We start from the raw sequence: 13,890 nt of genomic DNA on the forward strand, positions 1-13,890 counted from the left end.
TAGCATTGTAAATAAATGTAAGCCTTAGTGCTTAAATTCACGTATGAACTCTTTAATAAAACCAATTAATTGCAATATAAATATAATTAAAAAAGGAAGCGCTCCAATAATAGCAACGCTTCTGTTTAATGGTTCATTGTTTTGTACTAACAAAACAAAAGCGCATAAACCTAGTGCAAACGACCAAGCATACAAGCTCCATGTTTGAGCTTCACTTGCACCACTTAATTGGCGAATAACCAAAACAGCAGAGTCTGCTGATGTGGCTACAAAAATGAGTAGAAGCAATAAACTTGACCAAATTAATAGACCGCCTTGCCAGCCTAATTGCTCGAAAAATACAAACAGCCCTTGCGTATAATCGGCTTTAATAGCCTCTAAAATGCCTGCATTGTGAGTTTGATCCCACGCAATTGCAGAGCCCGAAAACACACTAAACCATATAATAGTCACAAAGGTTGGTACAAATACGACACCTAAAATGTATTGCCAAACCGGCCGTCCTTGGCTAATTTTTGCCAAAAAAACACCAACAAACGGGCCCCAAGCTAACCACCAAAAATAGTAATTGTATGTCCAACCTGTTGCCCATGCAGGGTCATTAAGTACGCTTTCAAACTGCCATGTACCTGTGGTTATGAGCTGAATGTAATCCCATGTACCGTCTATTGCTATATCTATAATTGGCTGTATAGGCAAAAAAATTAATAGCCATGCTATAAGTGCAAATGCTAAAAACACATTAAATTTACTAAGAGTTTGAATTCCTTTTTTAAGCCCCAACTTTGCAGAAATAGTATAAAGCAGCGCAATTAAAAAAATAATAATAAACCCCGAAAATAAAGCAGACTCAACCCCTAGCTCAAGCTCGAGCCCTTTACGCAGTAATAAAGTTGAATTAGCAATTGTGCCCACGACACCAAAAAATATTGCAAGTATGGCAATTAATTTAATGCTAAAGCTCAACTGTAACTGCCAAGCCCGATTAATAACGCCTTTAGTTGCACTGATCACAGGAGCACTAATATCGCCCGCTGTACCACTATTGCGAGTAAGCCCACCTAATACCAAGCCAAATACTGCATAGAGCGCCCATGCATGCGCGCCCCAATTAACTAGTGTAAGTGCCAAACCACTTGTTTGGTGGTTGGGATACAAGCTTTGCTTTAAAGGCGAGTTAACTGTGTGTAGTGCAGGCTCTGCTACTCCCCAAAATATAAGTCCTGAGCCCATTCCTGCTGCAAACAACATAGAAAGCCAACCAAAGGTACTAAACTCAACAAGTGCTTGCGTTCCTCCTATTTTTCGTTGCCCTAATGGGCTTATAGCAATAGCTATCACAGAAAAAAGTAACAAGTTTACCAATATAAAAAATGGCGACCCTAAATAACCTAAAATTTTATTAATAGCGGGTTGTAAGTGCTCTGTGAGTAATTCAGGAAATAAAAAAGCAATAACAGATAACCCAACGCAAAATAGTAAGGCTGTTTTTTCAAGCTTAGTGGGTGTGCTTAATGTTTTATTTAAAGGCAAGAGATTCACATAGGTGTCTTTTAGTCTGGATAAAAGAATACGGGGCTTTAAAACTCAGATCAAATTAACTATTGCGTAAAATAGTAATAAAAACATGTAAAAGTTTCCTCAATAATTCTTGTTAAATACAGGCATTAACAATAACTCATTGATTAATAGTCATTTATGCCATGGCTTACTGTTTGCTTATTATTAACAAAGTTAACCAGCACAGGTTCAATAATGGAAATTGATTTACAGTGGAATGAAATCATCGATAACTTAATACACTTAGGTATTGCATACCTACTTGCACTACCCATGGCTTACGACAGAGAGCGTAGTAATGATGGCGCAGGCCTTCGTACCTTTCCTCTTGTTGCTGTTGCATCGTGTGGGTATGCATTAATTGCTATGTCGGTTTTAGATGGCGCAGAAGCTCAATCAAAAATGTTGCAAGGCATCATTACTGGTATTGGTTTTATTGGCGGTGGCGCAATTTTGAAAAATAACAAATCAACCTCCGGCACAGCAACCGCAGCCAGTATTTGGAATATGGGTTTAATTGGTATAGCCGTAGCGTACAGCCGCTACGAAATAGCAATTTTACTTGCCATTATTAACTTTATAACGCTTAGGTATGTAAAAAAGTTTAAGTAACAGTTTTTTTAATAAGTATTGCAGCAAAATTCCAATGCATTGTTTGTATAGCCAAGACTTATTAATGCAATAACTCCCCATAATTTATATGTGGGGAGTTACAATTTTTATAAAAAGCTTTCACCGCTTTGCTTAAGTGTAATTGTTTGTGCTTGAGCGCTTTTTATTAATAATCCACAACGCAAATCATTTTTCGAAATAACAATTTTATCAATTGTATTAGTGTCATAGTCAACGACTTTGTTTTCGCATCTAAGTTGCACTTTGCTCAGTGGTAATTCTGATTCTAATTTAACTTCAGACTTCGACATCATAGGCATTACAGCTTGTTCTGAAGCTAAACTAAATTGTTGCTTAATATCTCCCGAGTTTTTATAAATATCGTTCACTTGAGTTAACAACTGTTCCTTGTTTTGCTCTGTAAAGGTTATGGATTCAATATTGCCTAGTGCATCTATTGCATCATAAGCACGTACATAATCTTGTTTTGATATAAACCACTGTAAAGCGTTTTTAATCACACGTTTTTGAATTTGATCTGGTAGATTATCTCTAAATAAAAACGCTTCGTAGATATGCTGATCAAAGCTCTTCCAATCTTGCACAAAATAACTGTGCTGGCTTTTAAGCCATGCAAGCAAAACAATCTCAACCGTATTTTTAGTATGTTCATTTTCTAATTCATCGATACGGCTTTTAGCTTCATCGTATTTCTTTTCGTCGATTAATTTACTAGCTTGCTCATAATCATTAAAAAAGCCGCGAGACGCTTTATCGTTTGAAAAATTAATATGCAAATTTTGCGAACTTACAGTAATGGTTTTTGCTACAGGGATAGTCTCACCATTTAATTTTGCACTTTTGTAGTTGAGCTTAGACACGTAATCCATTACTTCTCTTTGGTACTTTTTTTGCCCAACCGTAGCTACAATTTCTATATCACTAACCTGCCCGCTTTTATCAACCACGTAACTGCTCAAATTAATCCCCTCTAACCTCGAAGCGCGCGAAGAAGTATTAGTGAGCTGATCGTAGTTTTTATTAATCACTTCTGCAGGAACAAAGTCATCTGCAAAAACAGAGAATTGAGTAAAAGTACAAGTTAAAGAAAGCGCTAATATGAGTTTTTTCATCAGTTTTATCCATCCTAGATAGTGTTTATATAATAGAAACAAACGATCAACATAAAAGCAAGTGTAAATACAAAAAATTAGTTCATTTAATGAGCTTCACTTAGAAAAAACTTAATAGATAAATATATTTGAGGCATTAAAAAAGGCGCTTAAAAAGCGCCTTGCTAACAAGTATGTGTGCTTAAAACATATCTTGATAGGAATTTGTTGTGCTAAATGTAATTGCTTTTTCAAAGCCAGGTAACTGAATACTTTGCTCGTCTATTACAATGTCGTTGTCGTCAATAAGTCCGTCGCCAAAGCGGTAAATAAGCTCATATTGGCCTAAATCAGCTTGAGCTTGATACGTTTGTTGCGCGGCTTTAATTGCCACGTTTTTCTGCGCGTAACTACTCATAACTTCATCGCCATGGCGCTTAGCGAGCATTTGCATTGTTACTTTTGGTGAAAGTACGGTAGCTGTTGCATTGTTACCGCCAAAGCCTTTTGAATTTATAAAAGCAATATCCATATCGGCGCATTCGTAATGGCTATTACGAATATCAAGATGATCGGTGTAAACATCATCAGCCACTTTATCAATTGTGGTAATACCCGGCATAATATTATGGCTAAATACACCTAGAGCTATCGCTAATTGGTCGCCACTTGCAGGAGCTATAGTATGACCAACATAGGCTTTTGGCGCTGTCACTTTCCAATTATCAATAGCGAACGTTTGTGCCACTTTGTGATATATCAGCGACTCTGTTACGCGGTTTAACGGTGTACTTGAGCCATGCGCTAAAATAAAGCTACGTTCTTGCAAGGCTTCTTTGCCTAAAAGGCTTGTTGCTAAAGCAGCCGATTTAGCCATGGTAATATAGTTACCAGGACCAGGTGACGTAATTGATTTTTTTATGCCATCTGCATTTACAAATACATCCGGTACGCAGCCCATAATGTCAGCGCCTAATTCAAGGGCTAAGGCATCGTCCATTAAAATAGCAACTTGTGCGCCTTCACCTAATGTAAAGCCGCAGTTGTCGCCAAATGGTCGGCTACTTTTACGATAATCTGGTTCTTCATCACTTGATAAGTTATCTAAACGGCGCAAACCTTCAACATTTGCAAGTGCGCTCATGTTACCAAAGCCTTCAATCACTTCTGGTGTAATAGCACACTCAACACTTGCGACAACCGCAACGCGTGTACGCCCTGCCTGTATGTCGTTAACCGCTGCACGTAAGTTGTATAAAAACGTAGCACAGGCGCCCGAGGTCGAAAACGTAGTCCCTACATTGCCCGTAACATAGGCGTTAATAAAGTCGGTCGACATTGTATTTAAACCCAGTGCTAACTGCTTAGTACTAACACGGTCGCCTTGTTGGCGCGCCTTTACTAAACCGCCTAGGCCTTTGTCGTCCATTTGGCCAATTACCGACGCTGAATAGGTACCAATTTTATCTGGCTCTACGCTATTCATAATATGCTGCCAATCAAGCCCTGTTGATTTAATAGCATCGGTAGCTGCAAAAATAGTAGCTTGCAAACCACGAGGCTGATAGCGGCTGTTATACATAACAGACGGATCAAACCCAGTCGGAAATTGCCCTGCAGATTTAATCGGGTTATCACGTGTTGAGTCATGCTTAACATCTAAGTCGGCTGCAATAGTTACTTTTACTTTTTTGCCTTCAAGTTCTTCAACTTGCCAGCTAGCTGGAACAGGTGTAGGTAAGTCGCGAGCGCGCGTTTCAAACACAATTGCGTTATCGCTTGATGCGTTTAGCGTCATTTTTTGCTGCCACGGTGTGGCATCGGCATCAAAGTGTTCTTTTTCAATTTTACGAATAAGAGTACCAGCAATAATTTGCTCACCAAAGCGTGCTTCTATGTCGCTTTGCTCAACATTATTACCTTGTATATCTTGTAATTGGCCGTTTACAACACTTACTAGATTCATCAGTGTGGCGAGGCCTAAAAATGTTTCACTGCGATCTTGAGCATTTAAACTATCTAACACGATACGGCGATAACCTTGATGAAAAGAAGTACGGCCAGCGGCGTTAATGCCACCCATGCCTACTATAACGGGTAATGCAGTCATAATTTACCTTTAAAAACGTGTTATTAGAAGAAGAGGCAGTTTAAATGGATTATGCACTATGCATTGTGCTTTAATAGCCAAATATTCAGCACAAAAGGCCAAAAGACACTGGTCGGAGCATTTATATGACTGAAAAAAACACTAATCCACCACTAAACATTGCTATAGCGGTATATCCGCATTTATTAGTGACTAGTTTAACGCTGCCTATTGAGATGTTAAGAGCCGGCGAGGCCTTTGCTAAAGGCCATATTGATAAGCAAAGTTTTAGACCGCTTGCTATAAATTTAGTGGCTAAAAGTGCTGAATCTATAGCTACTCGCGCTGGCCTTGCAATAATTCCTGATTGCATAACAACTAATGCGCCCTATAGTGATTTAATAATAGTGCCGGGTATTTGGCGAAACCCGCGCCCTGTAGTGCGTACAAATCAAGACGTAGTTGATTGGCTAAGCGAGAGCTTTAGCGCAGGCAGCCATATAATTGGTGTAGGCACTGGCAACTGCTTACTAGCTGAGGCTGGCTTACTTGATGGGCACCCTGCTACCACCCATTGGCACTACGCCAATCAATTTAGCCACGACTACCCGTTAGTGCGTTTAAAACCCGACTTTTTTATAACCCAGTCAGAACGCATGTACACCGTAGCAAGCCTTAATGCCCTTGCAGATGTGATCGTACATATTATTAGTCAGTACTATGGAAAAGCCGCCGCTCAACATGTAGAGCGAAACTTTTCGCACGAAATACGTAAACCCTACGAAGATCAACGCTATCTCGAGGGTGCAGTTGATCGTCACCCCGACGAGCTAATTGCGCAAATTCAGTTTTGGCTAAAAACAAATTTAGCCACCGAGTTAAATCTGCAAGAAGTCGCTGCCCAATTTAGCTTGAGCTACCGTACTTTTACCCGCCGTTTTAGAGCCGCAACTAATCAAAGCCCTATTGAGTATTGGCAACAATTACGCGTAGAAGGTGCGAAAGAGTTATTAGCATCATCAAATTTATCAATTCAAGAAGTGGCTTTAGAAGTGGGATATAACGACCAAGGGCATTTGACACGCGTGTTTAAAAAAGTATTAAGCCAAACACCTAGTGGTTATAGAAAAGTAGTTAGACGAAAGTTATTTGGATAACCAGGGACGACACTCTAAATTGGCATTTTTTTATACATAAATTATACTCTTATCAATAATATAATTTACGCTATACCAAGGTAACTGCATGAGAGATAAACTTAGTAAGCACCTTTTTGATCCACAAAGCGATGCTTCTATTGAATCAAAGTTATTAAAGTTACTTTCACTTGTACGAAAACATTTGAGTATGGAAGTCGCGTTTATTTCAGAATTCACCAATACTGATCGCGTTTTTAAAGTGGTAGATAACCAAACTACAAATACCTGCGTATCAGAAGGTAATTCAGATCCAATTTGCGAAACTTACTGTAAAAAAATATTCGATAACGAGCTAGAACAAATAATCCCTAATACTCTTGAGCATCCAATAACCCGCAACATGCCAGTGACAGAAAAGCTAAATATTGGCTCTTATATTGGTGTACCCATTATCTTATCCACCGGGAAAATTTATGGAACTTTTTGCTGTTATAAAACCGTATTAGACAATACCTTGAACGACAGAGATTTGTCATTTCTTAGGCTGATTTCTGAAATAGCTACTGAGTTAATCGAAAAAAAAGTTCAATCTGACATTTTAAATAATGAGTCAAAGTCGCTTATTGAAAATATTATAAAAACAAACGATATTACGATTTATTTTCAGCCCATATTTAATTTATCAACCAATCAACTTTCGGGTTATGAGTCTCTGTCACGCTTTTTTATTGAACCCTATAAAACACCTGATATTTGGTTTAAAGATGCTGAAAAACTGGGTTTAGGAGAAGCATTAGAAATACTTGCTATACAAAATACATTACATTGCTTAGATCAATTTGATGAAAAAGCTTATATCACTATAAATACTTCACCTCAGCATATTTTATCAGGCTCAATAGACAAAGTATTACAAAGCATTGATTGTAATAGAATAATTTTAGAAGTGACTGAACATTCACCTATTTTAGACTACCAAGCTATGAGAACCGCACTTCGACCATTAAGAAACCGGGGTTTAAAGCTAGCTATCGATGATGTAGGTGCTGGATTTTCATCTTTTCAGCATATTTTAGAATTAGAGGCAGATATCATTAAGTTAGACATAAGCCTCACTCAAAATATAAACACAGACCGTAGAAAGTTTTTATTAGCTAAAGCACTATGCGGATTTGTTAAAGCTATTAATTGCTCAATTGTAGCTGAGGGTATAGAAAATCAAGATGAATTAAACACACTCAGAAAACTAGGCGTTGATAACGTACAAGGCTATTTTATTGGGCGCCCAGCTCCTATTGAAGATGCCATCCACTATCAAACAATTACGCTCTAATTAAAAAACGCCACTTTTAGTGGCGTTCAGTGTCGTTAAATTCTTTTCGATAATAGCGTTTTTGGTAGTTTTTTACTTTAGTGTGTACGCCTTTGCTTAAGCTTTTAAATTTAGCCTCAAGTACGTCAACACCGTATAAAATACCGACCACCAGCACCGAGAGTTTTATTGCAGCGCCAAGGTTTTCGGTCGCTATCATAACGCCTATTGATGCAAGTACCCAAATGGTTGCAGCTGATGTAACGCCAACTACCGCACCATCTTTTGCGAGCATAACGCCAGCCCCTAAAAAGCCGATACCTGTAATTATTTGCCCAACCACACGAGAGTGATCTATTACATCCCCTTGTAAATTAAACGCAGTGGATAAAAACAAATACGTACCCAAGGTTATTAGGGCTGATGTACGAATGCCTACAGGTTTGCCGCGCAACTGGCGCTCTATACCAATAATGGCACCGCAAAAAGCCGCAGTACCAATAGCTGCCCACGAATACGGGGCTACATCAATTAAATCTAAAAAAGTCACTGTTAACCTTATATTTTATTAGCTATAGCCACCGCCGTTCTTAAACGTTGGCTACCAAACGCTGACATTTTACTAAAATCACTTCGTGCAATAGGTACATACTGGCAATCTATTGCGAGCTGTTTATCGTTACCGGGCTCACAAAACGGATCGTGAACATACACGCAATGCTCATCAAGGTGCGTAACACACACCCAATGTGGTGATTTTTTACCATCAAAACTATATGTGCTAATTAATAACAGCACACTAAAGCCTTTACTTAACCACTGCTCAATATGCTCAAGCTCTACATCTTTATGTGTAAGCGGTATATTTGCTTGTGCAATACCATCTACAAATTGTTGATGCACGGTGGCAAGTACCACTTTTTTGTTTTCGTTGCGTACGCCATCTAAAAACAAAGGCTCGGTGGTATTAACCATTACCTCGCTTTTAAAACCACGCTTATGAGCGGCAAGTGCCAAACCAAACGGGTGGCAACCACCATGACCCGATGTCATAAAAATGGTGGTACCTTCACGCCAAAGTGCCAGCTCATGTGATTGGCTAAGCTCAGTAGCTGGCTCAAGTGCCCCCATTGCCATTAGTAGCGCAGCAGGTCCGCACGTAAACTCAGTTGTTTGCTGATACCACGGCGTTAAACGCGCCACTTTTAACTCACTTGTTTGTCGAATGTTTTTTTGCATTCGTAGTGCGTCACTGTGGTCGTCGTAATAATCGCTGTATTGACCAAACACTCTGTAGCCTAAGCTTTTATAAAGCCCAATCGCACCTTCGTTATTTACAGCCACTTCTAAACGAAGGTAAATACGAGCCCGCTCACACGTTTCTTTTTCTAGACTAGTAAGCAGTGCTTTTGCAATGCCTTTACCTTGCATAGTTGGTAAAACAGCAAGCGAATATAAACGCGCTAAGCGAGTCCCTTTATGGCACCATACTAGCCCATAGCCGCATATTTGCTCGCCACTTTCTGCAACGAGTAAAATACCGTGTTTTGCACTAAGCCAGCGCTTTAAACTGCGCGGGCTCAATTTATCATTATTAAAGCAGGCGTTTTCAACGTCAATCAGTGCGTTTAAATCACTGCTAAGCGCCTTTCGAATAACAAGGTTGCTCATGTTATTACCCACGGCCTCGTGCTTCTAAGCGTTGTTTAAACTCATCCATAATGATCATGTATAGCTCATCGCCTAAATAGCCGTCTTCTACTTTGTGATCAATACTTGGGTTATCGTTTACTTCAAGCACGTATGCTTTGCCTTGATGCTCTTTAACATCTACGCCATATAAACCCCTACCCACTGTTTTACATGCTTTTAATGCTGCATCTAACACCGCTTTTGGTAACTCAAAGGTTGGTAGAGTTTCAAAGCCACCAGAGAAAAACCGTTTAGCGTCGTGGTTATAAATTTGCCAATGGTTACGCGCCATTAAATAGCGGCATGCATAAATTGCACGGCCATTTAACACACCCACTCGCCAATCGTATTCGGTATACATGTACTCTTGTGCAAGCACTAATGCGCTAAACTCAAACAGCTCTGTAAGCTTAGCTGCTAGCTCATCACGGTTTGAAACTTTAAACACACCTTTTGAAAAAGACCCTTCAGGCATTTTTAAAACAAGCGGATACGTAAACGCTTCTTCTAATTGCTCAAGCGTTTCATTTGCTTGATCAGCTACTACAACCGTTTTTAAACTTGGCACTTTTTGATAATTAAACGCATCGTGTAAATACACTTTATTACAACAACGTAAAATAGACTCAGCATCGTCAATAACCACTAAACCAAGGCTTTGCGCTTTGCTTGCAAGGCGATACGTTGGATGGTCAATCGCTGTAGTTTGGCGAATAAATAACGCATCAAACTGGGCAATGTTATCAATTTCGTCAAAGCTTAATGCTTGTGCATTAATACCGTGTTTAGCCGCTGCTTTAATAAAACGTGCGATGGCGTCTTTATCACTCGGTGGTACTTTTTCGTTATGATCAACAAGTATTGCCATGTCCCATCTAAAACGACGTTGTACCGAACTAATACGCCACTGTGTTTTAGTAAAGTTATCTAGCTTTGCTACAAATTCGCTGTACTGCTGCTCGTTTAAAGACGACATCGAGCCTTGTTGTAATAAGCCTTGCTCATCAACAAATAAAATAGGCGTTGGGTATTGTTTAAATACCGACTTTGCCGCTTTTGATTGTAAATCGTTTTGGGCATTACCAAAGTAAAGTGTGCCATCTATTTGGCCCACATTTAACATAGGTGCTTGGCCACTACGAAGAGCATTAATGGTTTTTACACTGGGTAATACTTGGTGCTTGCGCGCCTCAGCAAGTAACGAGCAATAGTAACCTTTGCTCAAGTATTGGCTTGAGTCGCACAGATTAATAATGCGTGTTTTTGGTTCGTTATGTTTTGGGTAATCACGTAAGTAGGTGTTAAACGTAATTACATTTTCGAACGATTGAGCAAGCGTTTGCTCGTTGTTATCAACCACAATTAAGGTTTTAAACACGACTTTTCCTAGTTAAGTCAAAATATAAAAAGCATGCTTAGTAAAATACTAAGCATTATAAATAGAAACACCCATCGTACTAAGTGGGCATTGCGCGTATCACTTAATATGATGGGTGCTTTAACAGGTACCTACTGTACGAGTTAGCGCTTAAATTGCTTAAGCGACATGTGCTTTATATGCCCTTTTTTAAAAACGCACAAACGAGATATTTTTAGCGTGAAGATAAAAAATATTGATTAACTAATAACGCAGATTAAAATACGCAAAACAATACCTTATGAGAGTTAAAAATGTCGCTGCCTGCTTGCCCAAAATGCCAATGTGAATATGTTTACGAAGACCAACAATTGCTTGTTTGCCCCGAGTGCGCCCATGAGTGGAACCCTAATAATACAAGCGATGAAGACGCAATTTTAGTTAAAGATGCCAACGGCACATTACTTAATGATGGCGACAAAGTAACCGTAGCCAAAGATTTAAAAATTAAAGGCAGCTCGCAAGTAATTAAAATGGGCACCAAAGCGGTAGTTAGAAAAGTGCTTGATAAAAAAGATCACGAGCTAGATTGCAAAGTAGATGGCATTGGCGAAATGATGGTAACAGCAAAGTTTGTGAAAAAGGCTAATTGAGATAAATACTTAGCAATACAATACTAATTATCGGCTAAAACTATTTTATCTAACCTCCTCAAAGTGATGAGGAGGTGCCATTGAACTGGGGGGAGAGCATTATCCTGCTTGAATGACTTATTTTCTATAGACCAATCTGATTTTCAATAAAAGTTTGCAATAAACCTGTTGCAACTTCACCGGCTTTGCCACCAGCAGTTAATAGAAAACCTTTTAATTTTTGTTTTGCATTAAGACGGTCTTCTTTTTTAGAACTAACATCAACTAATTCATGAACCGCGGAGGCTAATTCAGTTTTATTTTTATCTGCAAATTTTTCAATTAACTCTAAAAGCTGCTTTGCATCCGTACCAAGGTGCTGGTCGCCAATGATTTCTTGTGCGACAACTCCGTTTACAGACTCAATTATTTGAGGTTTGATATTTACAGTCAGGTTATTCTGAACTGGAATCAAAGAGCTTCTATCAATCAATAAGGCAGAATCAATACCATTAAACTTGGGAATAGCTGAATCTACTAAAGTATTAATACTTGCCCAGTCTTCATCTGTGCGCACAAATTCACCCAACTCACTTTCTAGCCGGTGTTTAATGGTTAAACTTTTCATCTCCCTTTCTTGCTTTAAGTCTATATGGAGACGCCTTGCCTCTTTGGAGTATCTTTCAACAATTTTTATAACTTCCATTGAACTCATATTTTTTGAAACTAAAAGTGCTGACGCGCTGTCAGGGTTAGAAACACAAGTATCCATAAACGTAGAGAATTCCTCAAATTCTTTAGGTAATATAGAAGGATCGATGCTGTCACCACTATAAAATTCATGAACTACACCCTGTTTAGTGCTGTATTGCTCTTGTCGCACATCAAGATGTGAAGCTTTTTGTAAATATTCCCTAAAAAGCAATAATAACTTTTCAGCTTCATTCGCCCACATTCTTTCAGCAGGAATATAAATTCTAAAAATAAGGTTACTTTCATTTTGATCAATAAACGAGGATGCTAAAAGACTTAACTCTACATTTTTTTTATAAGGTATTAATGTTAATCCATAGTTTTCTAGTAATGAAATAACCGAGGTTCTTGTATCTGAATCTGGGGGTGTGAACAAACCATCGTAAAATGAGTCCATATATTCGTATTCAGGTTCTAGATCAGGGTCAAAGTCATCCAGCTTTTGATCACGTTGATTTTGTTCATAACTGTCTATACCTGTAATCAAAGATTCATGAGCCAAGAACAGGTTAGGAACTTTTGATACTCTAGTTAATAGATCATTTACTAAACTACCATAATGAGGTGCTACAAAAATACCAAACGCTGTATTAGTCATTTTTACGACTACAGAAGTCACTTCATATTGGTCAAAGAAGCTAATAATTGTTTTCCAATTATCAGTTGTGGATTCAAGCATCTTTCGTTTATAGCGCGTACCTACTGCTTTCAATTTTGCAGTTACACCTTCCCTATCTGCATGCCCTAGAAATAGAACAATTTTTTCCTTTTCCATTAGTATATCTCTTAAAGTAATTTATCGAAAACTTAGACAGCCAATTAAACATCACTTTGGTGATTTAGAACACACCTAAGTGGCGTGTCTTAAATACGCCAATAATTTCACTTAATAACTCTGATGTAAACAAGTGATTACCTATGCATCAAAGTTGACTCTGCTGATTTACGCCAAAACGACTTTTAATGATGGTATGAGATAATATTAACTTTGTCGGATAGCGCTTCGCTTAAAAAACCAAAGCTTTATAAAATCTCTACCACTACATATTCGTGGGCTTTACCTGCAATTGTTAACGTAATTTCATCATCAATCTGTTTATTTAGTAACTGCTTACCCATTGGTGCGCCGGGTGTTACAACAGCAATTGCGTGCTGTTTAACGTTTACTGTTAAACCACCAGCTGCAGGGCCTAAATAAAACCATTTTTGGGCTGCGTTATCATCTTCTAAACACACCAGCGAACCGATAGCTATTTTGTCGGTAGGTTTTTCGTTAAAGGCAGGTTCGAACAATTCTATGCTTTTATAGCAATCGTTTACGCGCTGGGCTTGGCCTTGTGCTAAATAAGCGGCTTCGAGCCCTAGGGTATCGTATTTATTTTCGGCTATGTTTTCTTCATGTGTGGCGGTGTCGTGCGCGGTTTTTGCCGCTACTTTTGCTGTTGTAAGCTGCGCTTCTAGTGCAAAACGAAGATGTTCGATAACGTGGGTTTTATTCATGGGGATTAATACAATACTGGCAGTAAAAATAAGGCAGCTAGTTTAACATTTTTGCTAGGCTTAAAACCATTGTTTTAAACCCCGCAAGTTTGGTAGGAATACTTGCGGGGTTTAAATAAGCATTAAACAAGT

At 38.7% G+C, this 13,890-nt stretch carries 12 protein-coding genes; 4 read left to right on the top strand and 8 right to left on the bottom strand.

Annotation, left to right across the window (positions count from 1 at the left end; all coding sequences use genetic code 11):
• Positions 1 to 24: 24 nt before the first annotated feature.
• On the bottom strand, positions 25 to 1,542 hold the full coding sequence (locus tag I6E70_RS12965) for a BCCT family transporter (RefSeq protein WP_318838453.1): 1,518 nt from the start codon (positions 1,540 to 1,542) through the stop codon (positions 25 to 27).
• 213 nt (positions 1,543 to 1,755) lie between these two features.
• Between I6E70_RS12965 and I6E70_RS12970 the strand changes: the two genes are divergently transcribed.
• On the top strand, positions 1,756 to 2,172 hold the full coding sequence (locus I6E70_RS12970) for an MgtC/SapB family protein (RefSeq protein ID WP_024590122.1): 417 nt from the start codon (positions 1,756 to 1,758) through the stop codon (positions 2,170 to 2,172).
• Positions 2,173 to 2,279: 107 nt separating this feature from the next.
• Here I6E70_RS12970 and I6E70_RS12975 read toward each other — a convergent pair whose 3' ends face one another.
• Both I6E70_RS12975 and I6E70_RS12980 read right to left on the bottom strand, forming a co-directional pair.
• A complete protein-coding gene (locus I6E70_RS12975) occupies positions 2,280 to 3,305 on the bottom strand; it encodes an energy transducer TonB (RefSeq protein ID WP_197188866.1) in 1,026 nt (341 codons plus the stop codon).
• Positions 3,306 to 3,486: 181 nt separating this feature from the next.
• The gene (locus I6E70_RS12980; RefSeq protein ID WP_197188867.1) at positions 3,487 to 5,394 is read right to left on the bottom strand and encodes a beta-ketoacyl synthase; all 1,908 of its coding nucleotides are present in this window, start codon (positions 5,392 to 5,394) and stop codon (positions 3,487 to 3,489) included.
• Between the two features lie 125 nt (positions 5,395 to 5,519).
• Here I6E70_RS12980 and I6E70_RS12985 point away from each other — a divergent pair, with 125 nt between their 5' ends.
• On the top strand, positions 5,520 to 6,530 hold the full coding sequence (locus tag I6E70_RS12985) for a GlxA family transcriptional regulator (RefSeq protein ID WP_169060177.1): 1,011 nt from the start codon (positions 5,520 to 5,522) through the stop codon (positions 6,528 to 6,530).
• Positions 6,531 to 6,618: 88 nt separating this feature from the next.
• The gene (locus I6E70_RS12990) at positions 6,619 to 7,845 is read left to right on the top strand and encodes a sensor domain-containing phosphodiesterase (protein ID WP_197188868.1); all 1,227 of its coding nucleotides are present in this window, start codon (positions 6,619 to 6,621) and stop codon (positions 7,843 to 7,845) included.
• A gap of 16 nt (positions 7,846 to 7,861) precedes the next feature.
• On the opposite strand, the gene I6E70_RS12995 is transcribed toward I6E70_RS12990, so the two are convergent.
• From I6E70_RS12995 to I6E70_RS13005, 3 genes are read right to left on the bottom strand one after another with little or no spacing between them, the layout of a single operon-like run.
• A complete protein-coding gene (locus tag I6E70_RS12995) occupies positions 7,862 to 8,374 on the bottom strand; it encodes an MgtC/SapB family protein (RefSeq protein ID WP_007582656.1) in 513 nt (170 codons plus the stop codon).
• An 8-nt stretch (positions 8,375 to 8,382) separates the two neighbouring features.
• Positions 8,383 to 9,495, bottom strand: coding sequence for a GNAT family N-acetyltransferase/peptidase C39 family protein (locus tag I6E70_RS13000; RefSeq protein ID WP_197188869.1), 1,113 nt, complete (start codon positions 9,493 to 9,495; stop codon positions 8,383 to 8,385).
• 4 nt (positions 9,496 to 9,499) lie between these two features.
• Complete coding sequence (locus I6E70_RS13005) at positions 9,500 to 10,894, bottom strand: RimK family protein (RefSeq protein WP_197188870.1); 1,395 nt, start codon at positions 10,892 to 10,894, stop codon at positions 9,500 to 9,502.
• Between the two features lie 293 nt (positions 10,895 to 11,187).
• On the opposite strand from I6E70_RS13005, the gene I6E70_RS13010 reads away from it, so the two are divergent.
• Positions 11,188 to 11,526, top strand: coding sequence for a zinc ribbon domain-containing protein YjdM (locus I6E70_RS13010; protein WP_197188871.1), 339 nt, complete (start codon positions 11,188 to 11,190; stop codon positions 11,524 to 11,526).
• Between the two features lie 124 nt (positions 11,527 to 11,650).
• Here the strand turns inward: I6E70_RS13010 and I6E70_RS13015 are convergent, their stop codons facing one another.
• Positions 11,651 to 13,033 (bottom strand): hypothetical protein, encoded by a 1,383-nt coding sequence (locus tag I6E70_RS13015; protein WP_197188872.1) that lies wholly within the window; start codon positions 13,031 to 13,033, stop codon positions 11,651 to 11,653.
• Positions 13,034 to 13,281: 248 nt separating this feature from the next.
• Positions 13,282 to 13,758 carry a GreA/GreB family elongation factor gene (locus I6E70_RS13020; protein ID WP_007582643.1) on the bottom strand — a complete coding sequence of 159 codons (477 nt, stop codon included), beginning with the start codon at positions 13,756 to 13,758 and terminating at the stop codon, positions 13,282 to 13,284.
• Between the last annotated feature and the right edge of the window lie 132 nt (positions 13,759 to 13,890).

Origin of the sequence: Pseudoalteromonas sp. NGC95 (assembly GCF_015864705.1) — a bacterium.
GTDB lineage: Bacteria > Pseudomonadota > Gammaproteobacteria > Enterobacterales > Alteromonadaceae > Pseudoalteromonas > Pseudoalteromonas arctica.